11 protein-coding genes are annotated in these 18,524 nt (G+C 74.9%); 10 read left to right on the top strand and 1 reads right to left on the bottom strand.

Annotation, left to right across the window (positions count from 1 at the left end):
* The first annotated feature begins 2,393 nt into the window (after nt 1-2,393).
* Nucleotides 2,394-3,968: a glycoside hydrolase family 26 protein gene (locus FRAQA3DRAFT_RS37710; RefSeq protein ID WP_232291767.1), complete on the top strand. Its 1,575-nt coding sequence runs from the start codon at nt 2,394-2,396 to the stop codon at nt 3,966-3,968.
* Nucleotides 3,969-4,031: 63 nt separating this feature from the next.
* Here the strand turns inward: FRAQA3DRAFT_RS37710 and FRAQA3DRAFT_RS25695 are convergent, their stop codons facing one another.
* Nucleotides 4,032-4,469 carry a MerR family transcriptional regulator gene (locus FRAQA3DRAFT_RS25695; RefSeq protein ID WP_009741970.1) on the bottom strand — a complete coding sequence of 146 codons (438 nt, stop codon included), beginning with the start codon at nt 4,467-4,469 and terminating at the stop codon, nt 4,032-4,034.
* Between the two features lie 498 nt (nt 4,470-4,967).
* Between FRAQA3DRAFT_RS25695 and mfd the strand changes: the two genes are divergently transcribed.
* The 9 genes from mfd to FRAQA3DRAFT_RS25740 all read left to right on the top strand — a co-directional run bounded on the left by mfd (nt 4,968) and on the right by FRAQA3DRAFT_RS25740 (nt 18,365).
* Nucleotides 4,968-8,588 (top strand): transcription-repair coupling factor, encoded by a 3,621-nt coding sequence (gene mfd / locus FRAQA3DRAFT_RS25700; RefSeq protein WP_009741971.1) that lies wholly within the window; start codon nt 4,968-4,970, stop codon nt 8,586-8,588.
* A gap of 103 nt (nt 8,589-8,691) precedes the next feature.
* Nucleotides 8,692-9,459, top strand: coding sequence for a SurA N-terminal domain-containing protein (locus FRAQA3DRAFT_RS25705; RefSeq protein WP_009741972.1), 768 nt, complete (start codon nt 8,692-8,694; stop codon nt 9,457-9,459).
* Between the two features lie 143 nt (nt 9,460-9,602).
* Nucleotides 9,603-10,940, top strand: a complete 1,338-nt coding sequence (locus tag FRAQA3DRAFT_RS25710; RefSeq protein WP_009741973.1) for a nucleoside triphosphate pyrophosphohydrolase — start codon at nt 9,603-9,605, stop codon at nt 10,938-10,940.
* 65 nt (nt 10,941-11,005) lie between these two features.
* On the top strand, nt 11,006-13,162 hold the full coding sequence (gene sppA, locus FRAQA3DRAFT_RS25715; protein WP_009741974.1) for a signal peptide peptidase SppA: 2,157 nt from the start codon (nt 11,006-11,008) through the stop codon (nt 13,160-13,162).
* A gap of 804 nt (nt 13,163-13,966) precedes the next feature.
* Entirely contained in the window at nt 13,967-15,250 is a 1,284-nt protein-coding gene (gene eno, locus FRAQA3DRAFT_RS25720; RefSeq protein WP_009741975.1) for a phosphopyruvate hydratase, read from the top strand.
* Between the two features lie 5 nt (nt 15,251-15,255).
* Nucleotides 15,256-15,627, top strand: coding sequence for a septum formation initiator family protein (locus FRAQA3DRAFT_RS25725; RefSeq protein ID WP_009741976.1), 372 nt, complete (start codon nt 15,256-15,258; stop codon nt 15,625-15,627).
* Nucleotides 15,628-15,742: 115 nt separating this feature from the next.
* A complete protein-coding gene (locus FRAQA3DRAFT_RS25730; protein WP_009741977.1) occupies nt 15,743-16,312 on the top strand; it encodes a DUF501 domain-containing protein in 570 nt (189 codons plus the stop codon).
* Nucleotides 16,309-17,544 carry a Ppx/GppA phosphatase family protein gene (locus tag FRAQA3DRAFT_RS25735; RefSeq protein ID WP_009741978.1) on the top strand — a complete coding sequence of 412 codons (1,236 nt, stop codon included), beginning with the start codon at nt 16,309-16,311 and terminating at the stop codon, nt 17,542-17,544. The genes FRAQA3DRAFT_RS25730 and FRAQA3DRAFT_RS25735 overlap by 4 nt, the downstream gene beginning before the upstream one ends.
* Nucleotides 17,541-18,365 (top strand): uracil-DNA glycosylase, encoded by an 825-nt coding sequence (locus FRAQA3DRAFT_RS25740; RefSeq protein WP_009741979.1) that lies wholly within the window; start codon nt 17,541-17,543, stop codon nt 18,363-18,365. Before FRAQA3DRAFT_RS25735 ends, FRAQA3DRAFT_RS25740 begins: the two co-directional genes overlap by 4 nt.
* Nucleotides 18,366-18,524 lie beyond the last annotated feature (159 nt).

Here is an 18,524-nt window from a genome sequence, read left to right on the forward strand (position 1 = left end):
CCCGGCTTCGCACGAGATCTCCGCAACGGTGGCATCGCCCCCACGAGATTCCCGCCACGCCGCCGCCGGGCGACACCCACGCCGCCCCGGCGACCGTCCCGTCCCCAGGTTGCCGCCACGCCTGGCGTTTAGCCTGGTCAGGCCGCTTGTCTGCGACCCTCGCCGCACCGCTCGCCGCCCCGCCGGCGGCCCCGGATCGGCCTGACCGCCGACGAAAGCCGGCACCGGGTGGCGGCACCACGTGGCCCACCTTCGTGGCGAACGGCCGATAAATAGTGCCAGATCGCCGCAGGACTGGCAACTCGCCCGACCGGCACCGCGTCATGACTGGTGGATCCCGCGATGGCGCGGGCGTCCGGCCTGCCGGCGGTCGCCGGCTGCCGGCTGCTTCCCACAGAGCGGAAGGGGTTTGGTGCCGATGCGGATGATCGTTGCTGTCCGTGATAAGTCGAGGCCGCCGACATCGCTCTTCGTGCGTTGTTGTTACGGTTCGTCCGTCACTACCGGATTGGTGAATGGGCCTCCGCTCACGGCGTTGCCGGTGTCGACGAATCCCCTGGCAGGTCGGCCGGGCGGAGGAATTGTCACCCCGGGTGAGAGTTGCGCACCGGATACGCCGAGATGTTTCGATGGGTCAGAGAGCACGATCTGGGGTGATGCGGGTGCGTGGACGCTCCTGGTCGGATGAGCCTCCGGCCGGCGACCGGGAGCGGGTCGCGCCACCGTCCGGCGAATCGGACGGGGACGGCGTGCAGCGCGGACCACGGGTCGACCGGGTCCGCGCGGCCGATCACCGCCCGGACGCCGGCCGCGACGACCCCGCCGCCGCGCCGGCCGGGCCGGGCGACGGCTGGCCCGACGCCGCCCGGATCCCGCAGCACCGCCGCAGCGTCGACCCGACGACCACGACGGCTAGGGTGCACCGCTCCGCCGGGCCGGTGGAGTCCCGCCCGGCCGGCGGCGCCGGGTTCGCGGATGGTGACCCCTCCTGGCCAGCCGCGTCCGGGCCGGAGCCGCCCGACGGGGACAGCGACGGCGCTCGCGCGGACCACCGGTCGGGCGCCGGCCGGGCCGGGCGCCGCCGCCGGACGCCGCCGGTGGTGCTCCTCCCTCCGTCCATGACCCTGCCCGCGGGCAGGTCGAGGACCGGCCCCGCCGCGAGCCGGCCGGCGCCCGGCGCGGACACCGCGTCCGGCGCCGGGAACGCCGACCGCCAGTCCTGGGCGGGTCCGGTCCCCGGGGCCGACGCGGACCGGTCGGAGGCGGCCGGTTCCGACCGACCCGCCGATCCCCGGCTGCCCGGCATCCGCCCGCCCGGCTTCCGGCTGCCCGCAGCCCGTCCGCCTGATCTCCGCCTGCCCAGCCCCCATCCGCCCGACCCATGGTCCGTCGACTCCGGTCCGACCGACCCATGGTCCGTCGATTCCCGTCCGGTCGGCCCCGGTCCGGTCGGCTCCGGTCCGGTCGGCTCGGATGCGTTCGGGCCTGGGGCGGCCGGCTCCCGGTCGGCGTCCCCACGGGCGTCCTCCGCCCGCGCGGCGTCACTCGGCACCGGGTTGTCAGTGGACCCGCCCACCGCCCCGCCGACCGACGCGCCGACCGACGCGCCGGTGGATCCACCGGCCAGTCCGCCCCCCGACGCGCCGACCAATCCGCTCTCCGAGCGGGCCGTCCTGGTGAGCGGTCGATCCCCGGCCGGGCAGCCGGCGAATCCGGCCGGCCCGCCCGGCTGGGACGAGGGCACGGCGCTGTTCCAACTCCGTCGGCCTGGCGCCCGCGGCGGTGACCGCGCGTGGCCGGGTGAGGATCGGGCGGACCTGCCCCCACCCCCGCCCGCGGACGGTGCGCCCCTGACCCCGCCGGTGCGGGTGCCGCCGCACGGCACGCGCCCGGGGGCCGAGACGGGCGCCCTACGCTGGTCGGAGACCGGCGCTCCCCGGGACGTTGCGCGCCGCGACGCAGCCGGCCAGGACGGGCGCCACGCCGACGGGCGGGACGACTCAGGGCCCACCCATGGGATCCCGCGTACCGGTGCATGGTCTGCTGCCCGCGACGCCTGGCTGGCCGCCGATCCCCGCAGCGGCGGGCGGTGGGCGCCGTTGCCGCCGGCCGGTCCCGCCGTCCCGGCGGCCATGGATGGCCTCCCGGCCGCCCGCGGCCACGACGGCGCCCGCGGCCGTGCGAGCCTGGCCGGAACCCAGCCCGAAGGCCGGCTGGACGACGGCCGGCAGGATGACCGGGACCGCCGGACCGGCCCGGCCCGGGACCATCGGTTGCCGTCGGATCGGCCCGCGTCGCAACGGCCGGCGCCGGATCGATTCGCGTCGCAGCCGCTGGCACCGGATCGGGTCCGGACAGATCGGGTCCGGACAGATCGGGTCCAGACGGATCGGGTGCGGACAGATCGCACCGGGTCGGATCGGCTCGGAGCTGGTCGGACCGGGTCGGACCGGGCTGCGCCGGACCGGGTCCGGCCGGAGCGGGTTGGACCGGACCGCGGCGGACCGGATCGGGTCGCCCTGGACCGGGTCGGCCCGGGTCGAATCGCGCCGGACCGGGTTCGATCTGGCCGGTCGGGGCCGGCCGCTGCCGGATCGGGCCGGGCCGGATCGGGCCGGGTCGAATCGGGCCGGAGTGCGGCGGCGAAGGGTGGACCGGGGCGGGGCGGCCGGGCCGCCTGGACCGACGACGAGGTCTGGTCCGACGAGGTCGGCTCGGCGCGGGCCTCCGAGGCCGCCAAGGCCGGCGCCCGCCACACCGGCCGGCCCGACGACCGCGCGGCGACGGACTCCGGGCCACGGGCTCGGGCGGCGGCGTGGATCATCGCCCACTGGGGCGGGAACGCCAGCCGCATCCCCCATCTGCCCGTCATCGCGGTGTCGGTCGCGGTGGTGCTCACCCTGGTCGCGGTGACCGCCCTGCTGCTGGTGCCCTCCGGCAGCGACGGCGGGTCCGACCCCATCGCCACCAGTGCGGGATCGGGCGCGTCGCCGGCCGCGCAGCCGGGCACCGCGGCCCGGCCCACCCAGAGCAGTGTGCCGGCGGCGGCCGTCCCGCAGGTCGAGCGGGCCGCGACCACCGGACTGTTCCCGACGGGCGTCGCCGCGCACACCCTGGCGCAGGCGAACGCCTGGGCGAGGTTTCGTGGCCGGCCCAACGACGTCGTCGTCATGTACACCGAGCGGTCGAGCTGGAGCGCCATCACGGACCCGTGGATGGGGCGCAGCGCGTCGACCTTCTCCGGGTATGCCGGCACATGGGTCATCACCCAGCCGCTGTTCCCCGACTCGGGGGCGCAGAAGGGCAACCTCGCCGACTGCGCGGCGGGCAACTACGACGCCAAATGGCGGCAGTTCGGGCGCTGGCTGATGAGCATGGGGCGGGGCGACTCGTTCGTCCGGCTGGGCTGGGAGTTCAACGGCCTGTGGTTCGCCTGGGCGGCGACGGATCCGCAGCAGTGGATCCAGTGCTTCCGCAACGCCTCGTCGGCGATCAAGGCAACCAGCCCGCAGGTCCGCATCGACTGGAATCTCAACGCCCACGGGTCGACCACGCCGGTCGGCGCGTTCGACCTGTACCCCGGCGACCAGTACGTCGACGTCATCGGCATCGACAGTTACGACCAGTACCCGCCCAGCCCGACCTACGCCGACTTCGACAACCAGTGCAACGGTGACGCGGGGCTCTGCCAGGTCATCACCTTCGCGCGCACCCACCACAAGCTGTTCTCGGTGCCCGAGTGGGGAGTGGTCAGCCAGCAGGGCACGAAGGCCGGGCGGGGTGGCGCCGCCGGCGGGGACAATCCCGCCTACATGGAGAAGATGTACGAGACGTTCGCCCACAACGCCGACATCCTCGCCTACGAGGCGTATTTCCCCGACGCGGAGGAGGGCAACGTCCGCTCCTCGCTGGTGAACCCCAATCTCAATCCGGCCTCGGCGGCCGTCTACCAGCGGCTCTGGGGCTAAGACCCCGCCTCGGCGCCCCGCGTGTCCCCTTGTGGCCGCGCGGGGCGCCCAGCCGGCGGTGGGTCAGACCGCGCCGCCGCCGGTGCGCTCCGCGTCGTCGTGCAGCCCACCGACGAAGGACTCCGCCACGCTCACCTGCTCCCGCAGCGTCGACAGCTTCTCCTCGGCGAGTAGCACCCAGGTGCCAAGCCGCTCCTGCAACGCGGCGCGGGTGTCCGCGGCCAGGTCGGGCGTGGCCAGCTCGTCGCGCAGGATCAGCAGCGAGCGCATCTCCTCCAGCGTGAAGCCCAGGGGCTTCATCTTCCTGATGAGCAGCAGCCGCTCGATCGCGTCGACGTCGTAGAGGCGGAACCCACCGACGGTCCGTCCCACCGGCATGAGCAGGCCCGCTTCTTCGTAGTAGCGGACTGTTCGCAGGGAGAGGCCGACCCGTTCGGCGACGTCCCCGATCTGGTAGACGTCGCCACGGGCCGCGTCCGATCCCGAAACGTTGCGGCGCATGGTGGACAACTCGACCCTAACGTCAGCGTAGGTATCGGGCGGCCGAACTGGACGCCAGGCAGTCGACTGTACGTCGACTGGCCGCCGGGCGCGCTCGGCGCTACCGGCCGGGCCCGACTCCCACCCGGCTCCCGGCGAGGGGCGTCGGAGCAGGTCTGCGGTGGTGCAGGTGCCCGTGGGGCGCATCGGGTGGTGCGGGTGCGGGTGCGCAATCCGGATGGTGGGGCGCGGTCGGTGGGGCGGTGGGGCGGGCATCGGTGTCGTAGGCTGGTCATATCGTCTGTGCCGACGGGGTCGGGCCGGTGCCGGCCGACCGCCCGGGTCATCGCCGGGGGCGGGTCGGGCGGCGGGTCGGGCCCGGCGGTCGAGCGGGTCCGGGCCGTGGTGGGCCCCGTTGCGTCATGTCGTCGTGTTCCGCGGTGGCGGTCCCCGTGCCGCGGCGTCTGCTCCACGCCTGTTTCGCTCCGCTCGTTTCCGAGAGGCACACCGGACGCAACCATGACTCTTGCGCCGCTGCTCGACGCGTTGATCGCCCGGCCGGGCGGCGATCCCGCCCTGGGGCGGGCGATCGGCGCGGCGGGCGAACCCGTGCTCGATCTCGCCGGTCCGGCCGCCCTGCGGCCCTTCGCCGCCGCCGCCCTCGCCGCAGCCCACGGAGCCGGGCGGCCCGTCCTCGCCGTGGTGGCCACCGGCCGCGAGGCCGAGGACCTGGCCGCCGCGCTCGCCGGCCTGCTCGGCCCCGACGTGGTGGCCGTCTTCCCGAGCTGGGAGACGCTGCCCCACGAGCGGCTGTCCCCCCGGGCGGACACGGTGGGTCAGCGCCTGGCCGTGCTGCGTCGCCTGGCCCATCCGGCGAGCACCGGCCTGCCGCCGCTGCGGGTCGTCGTCGCGCCGGTCCGCGCCGTGCTACAGCCCCAGGTCGCCGGGCTCGGCGAGCTCGCCCCGGTCAGCCTCGCGGCGGGCGACACCGCCGACCTCGACGACGTGGTCGCCCGACTGGTGGACATGGCCTACCACCGGGTGGACCTGGTGGAGCGGCGCGGCGAGATCGCCGTGCGCGGCGGGATTCTCGACGTCTTCCCGCCCACCGAGGAGCACCCGCTGCGGGTGGAGTTCTTCGGCGACGAGGTGGAGGACGTCCGCCGGTTCGCCGTCGCCGACCAGCGGGCACTGCCCGAGGGCGAATCGGCCCCGGCCGGGGCCGGCGGGCGCGGGCTGTTCGCGCCGCCGTGCCGCGAGCTGCTGCTCACCGAGGACGTCCGCGGCCGGGCCGCCGAGCTCGCCACCAGGTACCCCCAGCTGCTGGACATGCTCGACAAGATCGCCGCCGGCATCCCCGTGGACGGCATGGAGGCGCTCGCCCCGGTACTCGTCGACGGGATGTCGTTGCTGCTCGACGAGCTGCCGGCCGGCACCCACGTCCTGGTCTGCGACCCGGAGCGGGTCCGCTCGCGGGCGAGCGAGCTGGTGCGCACCAGCCAGGAGTTCCTGGAGGCGTCCTGGAGCGTCGCGGCGCTCGGCGGCGGCGCCCCGATCGACCTCGGCGCCGCGGCCTACCGTTCCATCGCCGGGGTCCGCGAGCGCGCGGGCGAGCTCGGGCTGCCCTGGTGGTCGGTCACCCCCTTCGCCTCGGCACCGGCCGGCGCCGAGGCGGGCGGCCCCGCCGCGGATGGCGGGGCGGTGCCGGGCGAGGCGGGCGGGCTCGTCGTCGAGGGCGACGACACGGTGGTCGCGAGCCTGCGGCCGGCGCCGCTCTACCACGGCGACACCGCCGCCGTCATCGCCGATGTCAAGGGCTGGCTGGCCGAGTCGTGGCGCGTGCTGCTCGTGACCGAGGGGCACGGCCCGGCCCAGCGCCTGGTGGAGATGCTGCACGAGGCCGACCTCGGCGCTCGTTACGCCGAGGACGCCGAGCTCGCCGCCGGGGTCGCCGTGGTGACCCGCGGGCAGCTCGTCACCGGCTTCATCAGCGACACGTTGCGCCTAGCGGTCCTGACCGAGAGTGACATCGCCGGCGCCCGCGGCGTAACCACCAGGGACATGCGGCGGATGCCGAGCCGGCGGCGCAAGGGCATCGACCCGCTCGCCCTGGTCCCCGGCGACATGGTCGTGCACGACGCGCACGGCGTCGGCCGCTACGTCGAGATGGTCACCCGCACCGTCGCCGGGGCGAAGCGCGAGTACCTGCTGTTGGAGTACGCCCGGGGCGACCGGCTCTACGTCCCCACCGACCAGCTCGAACAGATCACCCGCTACGTGGGCGGTGACGCGCCGAGTCTGGACCGCATCGGCGGCGCGGACTGGGCCAAGCGCAAGAGCCGCGCCCGCAAGGCGGTCAAGGAGATCGCCGGGGAGCTGATCCGGCTCTACAGCGCCCGGATGGCCGCGCCCGGGCACGCGTTCGCCCCGGACAACCCGTGGCAGCGCGAGCTGGAGGACGCCTTCCCCTTCCGGGAGACGCCCGACCAGCTCGCCGCGATCGACGAGGTCAAGGCCGACATGGAGAAGCCCGTCCCGATGGACCGGGTGATCTGCGGCGACGTCGGCTACGGCAAGACCGAGATCGCCGTTCGGGCGGCGTTCAAGGCCGTCCAGGACGGCAAGCAGGTCGCGGTGCTGGTCCCGACGACGCTGCTGGTCCAGCAGCACTTCCAGACGTTCTCCGAGCGGTACGCGGCGTTCCCCGTCATCGTGAAGGCGATGAGCCGGTTCAACTCGGCCGGCGAGCAGAAGGCGGTCCAGGAGGGCCTCGCCGACGGCACCGTCGACGTCGTCATCGGCACGCACCGCCTGTTGTCGGGGGAGAACCGGTTCAAGGATCTGGGGCTCGTGATCGTCGACGAGGAGCAGCGCTTCGGCGTCGAGCACAAGGAGCAGCTCAAGAAGATGCGCACGGCGGTGGACGTGCTCACGATGAGCGCCACCCCGATCCCGCGCACCCTGGAGATGTCGATCACCGGCATCCGGGAGCTGTCGACCATCGACACCCCGCCGGAGGAGCGCCACCCGGTGCTGACCTCCGTCGCCCCCTACGACACCCGGCAGGTCGCCGCCGCGATCCGCCGGGAGCTGCTGCGGGAGGGCCAGGTCTTCTTCATCCACAACCGGGTGGAATCGATCGACCGCGCCGCCGCCCGGCTGCGCGAGCTGGTCCCCGAGGCGCGGATCGCCACCGCGCACGGCCAGATGAACGAGGACACCCTCGAGCAGGTGATGGTCTCCTTCTGGGAGAAGAAGTTCGACGTCCTGGTCTGCACGACGATCGTCGAGTCGGGGCTGGACATCTCCAACGCCAACACCCTCGTCGTCGAGCGGGCCGACGTGTTCGGCCTGTCCCAGCTGCACCAGCTGCGCGGCCGGGTCGGCCGGGGCCGTGACCGGGCGTATGCGTACTTCCTGTACCCGCCGGACAAGCCGCTGACCGAGACCGCCCACGACCGGCTCGCCACCATCGCCCAGCACAACGACCTGGGCTCCGGCATGGCCGTGGCCATGAAGGACCTGGAGATCCGCGGCGCCGGCAACCTGCTCGGCGGGGAGCAGTCCGGGCACATCGCCTCCGTCGGCTTCGACATGTACGTGCGGATGGTCGGCGAGGCGGTCGCCGAATACCGCAAGGACAAGGTGGAGGAGCCGCCCGAGGTCAAGGTCGAGCTCCCCGTCGACGCGAGCCTGCCGCACGACTACGTGCCCAGCGAGCGGCTGCGCCTGGATGCCTACCGCCGCCTCGCCGGCGCGGTCACCGACGCCGACATCGACGAGGTGCGCGGGGAGCTGGTGGACCGGTTCGGCCCGGTGCCCGAGCCGGTGGAGAACCTGCTGGCCGTCGCCGGCCTGCGGGTGCTCGCGCGCAGCTTCGGCGTCACCGAGATCACCGCGGCCGGCCGGCAGATCCGCTTCGCGCCGCTGGAGTTGCGGGAGAGCCAGACCCTGCGCCTGACCCGCCTGTACAAGGGCGCGGTGGTGAAGCCCGCGGTGCGGATCGTGCTGGTGCCGGCCCCGACGGAGACCGGCCGCATCGGCTCCCGGCCGCTGCGTGACCGGGCGCTGCTCGCCTGGGCGGGCCAGCTGCTGACCGCCGTCGCCGGCGATTCGGTCGCCGCGGCGGCCGCGGGCTGAGCGGCACCCCGGGCGGGATCCAGCGGGCGGCAGGCGGGGAATCCGGCGGTGTCGTGCGGGGAAGGTGTGCTTCGCCACAGGCGAGCGGATAGCGTCTGGAGTCGTGAAGCTCTCCCGTCTCCTCGCCGGTGTCGGGTTTGTCGTGCTTGTCGGGACCGCCGGGACGGCCTGCACGACTCACGCCGGGACCGCCGCCCAGGTCGGATCGCAGCCCATCGAGACCTCCCAACTGCGCGGCATCGTCGAGCGCGGGCTCGCGGCCGCCGATGGCGTCCCGATCTCGCAGTCCGGGCAGACCGCGTCGAGCGCCCTCAACCGCACCGAGCTGCAACGGCGCACGCTGACCACCCTCGTGCAGCTTGAGCTGTTCTCCGGCGAGGCGGCCCGGCGCGGCATCACGCTGAGCCCCGCGGACATCGCCTCGTACCACCAGGCGTATGCCGTCCTCCAGTTCGGCGGCGTGCGGGCGTTCGAGCAGCGGGCGGCCGCCGTGGGCTTCGCGCAGCGCGATGTCTCCGTGATCATGCGTTCCGGGGCGCTGGAGTTGGCCCTCGGCGACCGGGTCAGCCCGAACCTGCTCGCCACCGAGGCGGAGACCCGGGAGCAGTACGACAGCATCATCAACCGGTTCGGCCGGATCCCGCTCACCTACGCGCAGGCGAAGCCGTACCTGGCCCGCTTCATCGTCAGGCGGGAGCGCTTGGCGAAGCTGCGGCCCGTCCTCGCGCAGGCCGAGAAGAAGGACCCGATCTCGATCAACCCGCGGTTCGGCACCTGGGACACCGGCCAGTTCACCGTGATCGCCGCGGACGGGACGATCGCCAGCCGGCCCGCGCCCACCCCCATGCTGGACCTGACCGCCCAGTCCTGAACCGCGGCGGTTCCCCCGATCCGTGGTGGTCTGCCGGCCCGTGGCGGCTCGACCTGCCGCGGGCCGGACCTGCCGCGGTCCGCCAACCGCCCGCCGACCGGCCGAGCCGGCCCGGCCCCGACCAGCCGAAGCGAGTGGACGTCATGATGCTGCGGATCACGGTGGTCGTCACCAGCCCGCGGGTCGCCCCGGGCATCCTTACCGCGCCGGCGTGGGACCTGGTGCGCCGGGTGCCGGTGCTGACCGCCGCCCCGGCCCACCCGCAGCTCGCCGCCCTGCGCGCCGCCGGCGCGACCGTCGTCGTCGTCGACGGCCACCCGCCCGCGGCGCCGGGCGATCCGGCTGCGGGCGATCCGGCTGGGGACGATCCGGTGGGGGTCGGCCTGGCCGCCTTCCTGCGAGCCGGCCTGCCCGATCCGGCGGCGACCGAGCTCGCCTGGCTGCCGGACCCGTCCGCGCCGACGCCTCTCGACCGGCTGCTCGACCGCCTCGCCCAGCCCCGCCCGCAGGCCGACCCCGACGCGGCCGCGACCCCCGCCACCGGGGTCGTGGTGGGCACTCTCGCCGGCACGGCGGAGCTGCCCGGGTCGGTCCTGCTCGACGCCGTGGCGGTGATGGACCGGCTGCGCTCCCCGGGCGGCTGCCCATGGGACGCCGAGCAGACCCATGAGTCCCTCGCCCCTTACTTGATCGAGGAGACCTACGAGGCGTACCAGGCGATCGAGGACGGCGACCTCGCCGAGCTGCGCGAGGAGCTCGGTGACGTGCTCATGCAGGTGCTCTTCCACGCCCGGATCGCCGCCGAGCGCGCGGGCGACGGCTGGGACGTCGACGATGTGGCGGCGGGGCTGGTCGCCAAGCTGATCCGTCGCCATCCGCACGTGTTCGCCGACGTGGTCGTCGACGGGCCGGCGAACGTCGCCGTCAACTGGGAGGCGATCAAGGCCGTGGAGAAGGGACGCGCCTCGGTGACCGAGGGGGTGGCGCTGTCCCAGCCGGCGCTGACGCTCGCGGCCAAGCTGCTCAAGCGGGCCGGTGGGATCGGCGTGCCGGCGGATCTCGCGCTCGCCGGGGTCGCCGGTGAGACGGGCGGTGCGCTGCCGGAGTCCGGCGCGGTGGCGGCATCTGGCGCAATGGCGGCATCTGGCGCGATGGCGGAGTCCGGCGGGGTAGCCGAGGCCGGCGAGCGGGTCGCGGCGATCGCGGCCGATGCCGCCACGGCACTCGGCCGGCCGGGCGTGGCCGCCGACGACGTCCTCGGCGATCTGCTCGTCGCCGCCGTCGCGCTCGCGCGGGCGGCGCGGGTCGACCCGGAGCGGGCCCTGCGCACGTCGGCGCGCCGCTTCCGCGACCGGCTGGCCGCCGCCGAGCGTGTGGCCCGGGGGGACGGAGCCGCCCCCGGCGCGCTGCCCGCCGCGCGCTGGCGGGAACTCTGGGTCGCCCCCGCGGGGTCGGGTGACTGCGTCACGCCGGATGGGTGACGGCGGGACGACGTGAGGTTGACATGACCGAGGAACCGGGGCCGTCGTGGTATTAGCCTCTGACCATGGCTGCCATCCCACGTAAGGCGCTGGCCGACGTCCGCCAGATCGCGGCGCGGCGGACGGCTCCGATCGTCCTGGAACTCGATCTGACGGTCGATCCGCTCGAAGGCGTCCCCGGCGACCCGGTGACCCTCGCTCTCGCCCACCGGCGCACCACGTTGCGTGATTTGGTGGAGGCTCTGCGTCATGCCACCGAGGACCCGCGAGTGTCGGTGGTGGTCGCGCACATCGGCGCCGCCGGGACGCCGCTGGCCCGCATCCAGGAGATCCGGGCGGCGATTGCCGACTTCCGGGCCGCCGGTGGCACGGCCATCGCCTACGCGGACACCTTCGGCGAGTTCGGCGGCGGCACCGGCCCGTACTACCTCGCCTGCGCGTTCGACGAGATCTGGCTGGCCCCGTCCGGGGACTGCGGGCTGACCGGTCTGGGGATGGAGACGCCCTTCCTGCGCGGCGCGCTGGACCGGCTCGGCGTCGCGGTCGAGATCGGCCAGCGCTACGAGTACAAGAACGCGGTGAACACGCTCGTCGAGCGGGACTTCACACCGGCGCACCTGGAGGCGGTGAGCCGCATCATCGAGTCCAGCTCCGAGCAGGTGGTGGCGGGCATCGCCGAGGGCCGCCGGATGCCGGCCGACCGGGTCCGCCGGCTGATCGACCTCGGCCCGCTGGCCGGCACCGTCGCCCTCGACGCGGGGCTCATCGACCGCCTCGGCTACCGCGACGAGGTGTACGCGGCCGCGCGGGAACGGGTCCGGCGCTCGTCGGCGGGCGGCGGGTCCCCGGCGGCCGGCGCGGCCGACGCCGACCTCGCCCCCACGGCGGACACCGACCTCGCCGCCGGCGCACCGGGCGACGGGGCCGGGGGCGCCGAGCCGGTGCTGATGTACGCCACGGCCTACCGCCGGCTCGCCGAGCGGCGGGAGAAGTCGCCGGTGCGCCGGGTCGCGACCCTCACCGCGCGGGGTCCGGGCGCCTTCTTCCTGCGCGAGACCTCACCCGCGCCGGAGCGCCACGCCGACCCCGGCTCGGTGGCTGGCCGCGCCGGGTCGCCCGACGGCGCCGCCACCGGCGACGCCCAGGGCGTCCCGCTGGCGCCGTCGGTCACCGCGCCGCATCGCGACCCACGCCGGTCGGTCGTCGCGCTCATCCACGGCACCGGCCAGGTCATCCTCGGGCAGGGCAGCCCGGGGCCGTTCGCCAGCCCGGTGCTCGCCGCGGAGGCCACCGCGGCGGCGTTGCGGGCCGCCGCGCGCGACGAGGACGTGGCGGCGGCGGTGTTCCGGGTGAACAGTCCGGGTGGCTCCTACGTCGCCTCGGACCTGGTGCGCCGGGAGGCCGAGCGGTTCCGGGCCAGCGGCCGCCCGCTCGTCGTGTCGATGGGGGACGTCGCCGCGTCCGGCGGCTACTTCGTCTCCCTGGCCGCGGACCTCATCGTCGCGAATCCGGGCACGCTGACCGGGTCCATCGGGGTGTTCGCCGGCAAGCAGGTGGTCCGGGAGCTGCTCGACAAGGTCGGGGTGGGCTTCGGCGCGGTCGCCGAGGGCGAGCACGCCCTGATGATGTCGCCGCGGCGCCCGTTCACCGCGGGGGAGCGGGAGAAGCTGGAGGAGTTCCTCGACCGCGTCTACGCGGACTTCGTCGACAAGGTGGCCGCGGCCCGGCGGCTGACCCGGGAGCAGGTGCACGAGCTGGCCCGCGGCCGGGTGTGGACGGGTGCCGACGCCCACGCCCACGGCCTGGTCGACGAGCTCGGCGGGCTGACGGACGCGCTCAGGCTGGCCTGGACGCGGGCCGGGCTGCCCGAGGGGGACACGCCGCGGGTGCGGCTGGCGCCCAAGCCGTCGGTGTTGGAACGGGTCCGGACGCCGAAGTCCAGCGAGGACCGCGGCGCCGCCGCGGCGGCCCGGCCGGGGATCCTGGCCGGTGGGCTGGCCGCCCTGCTCGGCGCCGGAGCCGGGCTCGGCGGTTCCGGGGCGTTCGGTGGTGCTGGCGGGCTCTTCGCTTCCGCCGGGCTCGGCGGTTCCGGGGCGTTCGGTGGTGCTGGCGGGTTCGGTGGGTTCGCCGCCGGCTGGGGACCCTGGGCTCCGCTGGCCGCGCGGCTCGGCCTGCCCGTCGGCGGGCCGCTGATGATGCCGCCGCTCGGGCGCATCGGCTAGACGACTCGGTCCACAGTGGTCCGTGGCCGTGCGGTCTGATCGGGCGACGGGTGCGGGGTCGCCTGGGGGTTCGGCGTGCCTACCGCCGTGCCGCCTCCTTCGCGCCTTTCCGTGATCGCCTGTGCACAGAATCGTGCCGAGGGGTAGTTACGCTTTTCGGCCGCAGAACCGTGGCCAAGCCTCGGCACGATCTGGCCTCAATCTGGCCGGAAACCGGGCTTGCCGGGTGGCCGGCTGGTGGTTGGCGGCTGGCGGCAGTGGTCGTGCGGCGCAGGCAGGACTGCCGCTGCCGCTGCCGCTGGAGCTGGGCCGGACGCAGCGCGCTTGGCGCGGTTCCGCGGAACACCGTGATCGCTGGGGCTGGCGGCATGGGATGGTTTCGCGGAACCTCGCGATCGCTGGAGCCAGCGGGTCGGACGCTGTAAGCCGGGCGGGCGCGTGCGCGGCCCCACCTGGGTGCCCGGGGCTGCGGCGGGTCGCGGCCCGCGGGGCTGTGGGATGCGTGACACCGCGCCGCCCGCGTCGGGGCTGGCTGGCCGGCCGGGGCCGGTCGCGGCCGGCGGGCCCCGGCCGCAACCTTCCGCGACGCGCCGGGATCAGCGCCGCGTCGGCGGGGGCGCGACGGTAGTCTCGCACCGACCGGTTCGTCCGGACGGCCCCGCTCGTCCCGCGGCATGGGCCCGCCACGCCGTCGGGCGTGCCGCGGTGTCCGGCGCGGTGCCTGCTTCCGGCGCCGGTCCGCGGCGGTCCGTTCGGTGCCATCGTGTCGTCGCGTTCGAGTCGTCGCATTCGGAGGTCCTAGCCGTGCCGTCCATCGAGGCTGTCGGAGCCCGCGAGATCCTTGACTCGCGTGGCAACCCCACCGTCGAGGTCGAAGTCGTCCTGGAGGACGGGACGCTGGGCCGCGCCGCGGTGCCCAGCGGGGCCAGCACCGGCGCCTTCGAGGCCGTGGAGCTGCGCGACGGGGAGGACCGTTACGGCGGCAAGGGTGTCACCAAGGCCGTGGCCGCGGTGATCGAGCGGATCGGCCCGGCGATCATCGAGCTGGAGGCCACCGAGCAGCGCCTGCTCGACCAGACGCTCATCGACCTCGACGGCACCCCGGGCAAGTCCGCCCTCGGCGCCAACGCCCTGCTCGGCGTGAGCCTCGCGGTGGCCAAGGCGGCCGCGGCCGCCAGCGGGCTGCCGCTGTTCCGCTACCTCGGCGGCCCGAGCGCGCACCTGCTGCCGGTGCCGATGCTGAACATCCTCAACGGCGGCGCGCACGCGGACACGAACGTCGACATCCAGGAGTTCATGATCGCTCCGATCGGCGCGGGCACCTTCTCCGAGTCGCTGCGCTGGGGCGCCGAGGTCTACCACGCGCTCAAGAGCGTGCTCAAGGCCCGGGGCCTGGGCACCGGCGTCGGCGACGAGGGCGGCTTCGCCCCGAGCCTGCCCACCAACCGGGATGCGCTCGACCTCATCGCCGAGGCCGTCGACAAGGTCGGCCTGCGCCTCGGCTCGGACGTCGCGCTCGCCCTCGACGTCGCCTCCACCGAGTTCTACTCGGACGGCTCCTACACCTTCGAGGGCAGCACCCGCACCGCCGAGGAGCTCAGCGACTACTACGCGGAGCTCGTCGGGGCCTACCCGATCGTCTCCATCGAGGACCCGCTGGCCGAGGACGACTGGTCCGGCTGGGTGGCGCTGACCGAGCGGCTGGGCAACAGGGTGCAGCTCGTCGGGGACGACCTGTTCGTCACCAACCCGGAGCGGCTCGCCCGCGGGATCGCCTCCAAGGCCGCCAACGCCCTGCTGGTCAAGGTCAACCAGATCGGCACGCTCACCGAGACCCTCGACGCGGTCAACCTCGCCCACCGCAGCGGTTACCGGGCGATGATGTCGCACCGCTCCGGTGAGACCGAGGACACCACGATCGCCGACCTCGCCGTCGCCGTCGACTGCGGCCAGATCAAGACCGGCGCCCCGGCCCGCAGCGAGCGGGTCGCGAAGTACAACCAGCTGCTGCGGATCGAGGAGGAGCTCGACGACGCGGCCCGCTTCGCCGGCGCAGGTGCCTTCCCGCGGCACGGGCAGCCCGCCTGATCCGCATGCCGCCGCGCGCCGCGTTGACCACGAGGGCGACCCTGCTCGCCGTCGTGATCTGCGCGCTGGTCCTGACACTTGCCTATCCGCTGCGGTTGTACCTGAAGCAGCAGAGCAAGCTCTCCGAGCTCGCCCGGACGAACGCGCAGACCCAGTCCCGGGTCAACGAGCTGCGTTCCACGGTGGAGCGGTACGACGACCAGGCCTGGGTCGAGGACGAGGCGCGCCGGCGGCTGCACTACATCAAGCCGGGTGAGCGGGCGTACCTGATGCCCGCCGCGCCCACCCCCGCGCCCGGAGACTCCGGCGAGCACGGGGGATCGTCCGGCGGCTCGGCCTGGTACGGCCGGCTGTGGTCGGAGATCGCGACGCCTTAGCGGCGGGCCTGCGGGCGGGTGGGCCCCGGCCGTGGATCTGCGGTGCGCCATGGATCTGCGATGCTAGGCGGCGGTACCGGTGCATGGTCGCTGTCCCCGGGAGGAGTGCGTCGCGGTGCGGGAGGAGAACGTGGTGTCGACGGCGGTGACGGCCGAGGAGGTCGAGATCGTCGGGCGGCAGCTGTCCCGTGAGCCGCGCGGGGTCCTGGCCGTCGCCCACCGTTGTTCCTGTGGGCTGCCGGACGTGGTCGAGACCGCTCCCCGGCTGCCCGACGGTTCGCCGTTCCCCACGCTGTACTACCTCACCTGCCCCCGCGCCGCCGCGGCGGTGTCGCGGCTGGAGGGGGCCGGGACGATGCGGGAGATGACCGCGCGGCTCGCCCACGACGCCGATCTTGCCGCCGCCTACGCCGCGGCGCACCGGGACTACCTCGCCCGCCGCGACGCCCACGAGGTCCTGCCCGGCGCCCCGAGCGCCGGCGGCATGCCGGAGCGGGTCAAGTGCCTGCACGTTCTCGTCGCGCACAGTCTGGCCGCGGGGCCGGGGGTGAACCCCTTCGGCGACGAGGCGCTCGCCGCCGTCGACGACTGGGGCCGGCGGGGGCCGTGCGTGGCCGCGGGCCCGGCAGGAGCGGGCGGGGTCGCGGCGGGCGCCGCCGGGACGACGGGGCAGGTGCCGGCGTGAGCCGCGTCGCCGCGATCGACTGCGGGACCAACTCGATCCGCCTGCTGGTGGCGGACTACGACGGGTCCAGGCTGCACGAGCTGACCCGCCGGATGGAGATCGTCCGGCTGGGCGCCGGGGTCGACCGCACCGGTGAGCTCGCCCCGCAGGCGCTGGCGCGGACCTTCGCCGCGCTGCGCGACTACGCCGCCGAGATCGAACGCCTGGGCGCGACGCGGGTGCGGATGGTGGCCACGAGCGCGACCCGCGACGCCCGCAACCGCGATGAGCTGGTCACCGGCGTGCGCGCGATCCTCGGGGTCGACCCCGAGGTGATCAGCGGGGACGAGGAGGCGGCGCTGTCGTTCGGCGGCGCCATCGGCGACCTCGTCGGGGGATCCGGGCAGGTCGGAGGGTCGGGCCGCGCGGGGGCGCCGAGCCAGCCGGGAGCATCCGACCGCTCGGGACCATCCGGGCAGCCCGGCACATTCAGCCATCTCGGCGACCCGGATGCGCGCGGAGCAACCGGCTTTGAGCCTCGCCCGGCAGGCTCGGCGGGAACGTCCGGCCAGGTCGGAAAGATCGGTCTGTCCGGGACGGGCGGCTCCTCGTCGGTCGCCACCCCGATCCTGCTCGCCGACATCGGCGGGGGCTCGACGGAGTTGGTGCTCGGGGACGCTCACGGCGTCCGGGCGGCCCGCTCGGTGAACGTCGGCTGCGTCCGGCTGGCCGAGCGCCACCTGCGCGACGATCCGCCGACCGCGGCGCAGGCCGCGGCGATCGTCGCCGACGTGCACGCCGCTCTCGACCTCGCCGCCCAGACGGTGCCGCTGACCGAGGCCGCCACCCTGGTAGGCGTCGCCGGGACCGTCACCACCGTCGCCGCTCTCGCCGCCGGCCTGCCGGGGTACGACGCGGACCGCATCCACCTGTCGGTGACGAGCGCCGAGCAGGTTGCCGCCGTCACCGAGCGGCTGCTCGCCATGACGCACGACGAGCGGGCGGCGCTGCCGGTGATGCACCCCGGGCGGGTGGACGTCATCGCGTCCGGCGCGCTCGTGCTGCGCACGCTGGTCGAGCGCACCGGTGCCGCGTCGGTCGTCGCCAGCGAGCGGGACATCCTCGACGGGATCGCGCTGGCCCTGGCCGTCTCTCCGGCAGCCGCGAGCGGCCCGGCAACCGCGAGCGCCGCGGTGCCGCCGTCGCCGTCCGCGCCGTCCGTACCGACCGCGGCCGGTCCCGCCGCGGGATGACGGCCGGCCCGGACCGCGGTCCCGCCCGGGCGGGCGGCGGCTGGCCGGGTGACCTCGCTGACCCGACCACGCCGGTCGCCGAGACGCCCGCGCTGGTGGGCGCTCTGGCCGCCGACGCCGCCGACACGGACACGCTCGACGCCCGGATGTCGGTCTGCCGCGCCTGCCCGCGCCTGGTCACCTGGCGGGAGGAGGTCGCCGAGGTCCGCCGGGCCGCGTTCGCCGACCAGCCGTACTGGGGGCGTCCGGTGTCCTCGTTCGGCCCGGCGGATGCGCGGATCCTGATCGTGGGCCTGGCCCCCGCCGCCCACGGCGGCAACCGTACCGGGCGCATCTTCACCGGCGACCGCAGCGGCGACTGGCTGTTCGCCTCGCTGCACCGGGTCGGGCTCGCCACCCTGGCGACGTCGGAGTCCGCCGGGGACGGCCAGCGCCTGCGGGCCACCCGGATCGTCGCGGCCGTGCGCTGCGCGCCGCCGGCGAACAAGCCGACGACGACGGAACGGGACACCTGCCGCCCGTGGCTGGTCCGGGACCTGGAACTCGTCCGGCCGACGCTGCGGGTCGTCGTCGTTCTGGGCGGCTTCGCATGGACGGCGCTGTGGCCGGCGCTGGCGCAGGCCGGGTACGCCGTTCCGGCGCCGAGGGTGCCGTTCGGCCATGGGACGCGGGTCGAACTTCCCGGTGCCGGGGTCCGCGTCGTGGGTTGCTATCACCCAAGCCAGCAGAACACCTTCACCGGACGGGTCACCGAGGTGATGCTCGACACGGTTTTCCGTTCCGCGGCGGCGCTGGCAGAAGTGGTTGAGCGGCTCGACTAAGCCCATGCCTTGTGGTCGCGGACACAGCACGTGAGCCACGGCACTGTCTCTCTGGCGGCGAGATGGGCCGAAGGTCGTCCGTATTGGTGTCCTGCGTCACGGAATAGTCGGGGTCGGCCAGCTCGACGCAGGGTGTAAGCCGGCCCCCGCGGGTACCGT

It is taken from the genome of Frankia sp. QA3 (assembly GCF_000262465.1).
Taxonomy (GTDB): Bacteria; Actinomycetota; Actinomycetes; order Frankiales; family Frankiaceae; genus Frankia.

Coding starts and splice junctions, on each gene's coding strand:
- sppA (WP_009741974.1), top strand. CDS start 11,006: ATGGCTGCCATCCCACGTAAGGCGCTGGCCGACGTCCGCCAGATCGCG.
- FRAQA3DRAFT_RS25740 (WP_009741979.1), top strand. CDS start 17,541: ATGACGGCCGGCCCGGACCGCGGTCCCGCCCGGGCGGGCGGCGGCTGG.
- mfd (WP_009741971.1), top strand. CDS start 4,968: ATGACTCTTGCGCCGCTGCTCGACGCGTTGATCGCCCGGCCGGGCGGC.
- FRAQA3DRAFT_RS25695 (WP_009741970.1), bottom strand. CDS start 4,469: ATGCGCCGCAACGTTTCGGGATCGGACGCGGCCCGTGGCGACGTCTAC.
- FRAQA3DRAFT_RS25725 (WP_009741976.1), top strand. CDS start 15,256: ATGCCGCCGCGCGCCGCGTTGACCACGAGGGCGACCCTGCTCGCCGTC.
- FRAQA3DRAFT_RS25710 (WP_009741973.1), top strand. CDS start 9,603: ATGATGCTGCGGATCACGGTGGTCGTCACCAGCCCGCGGGTCGCCCCG.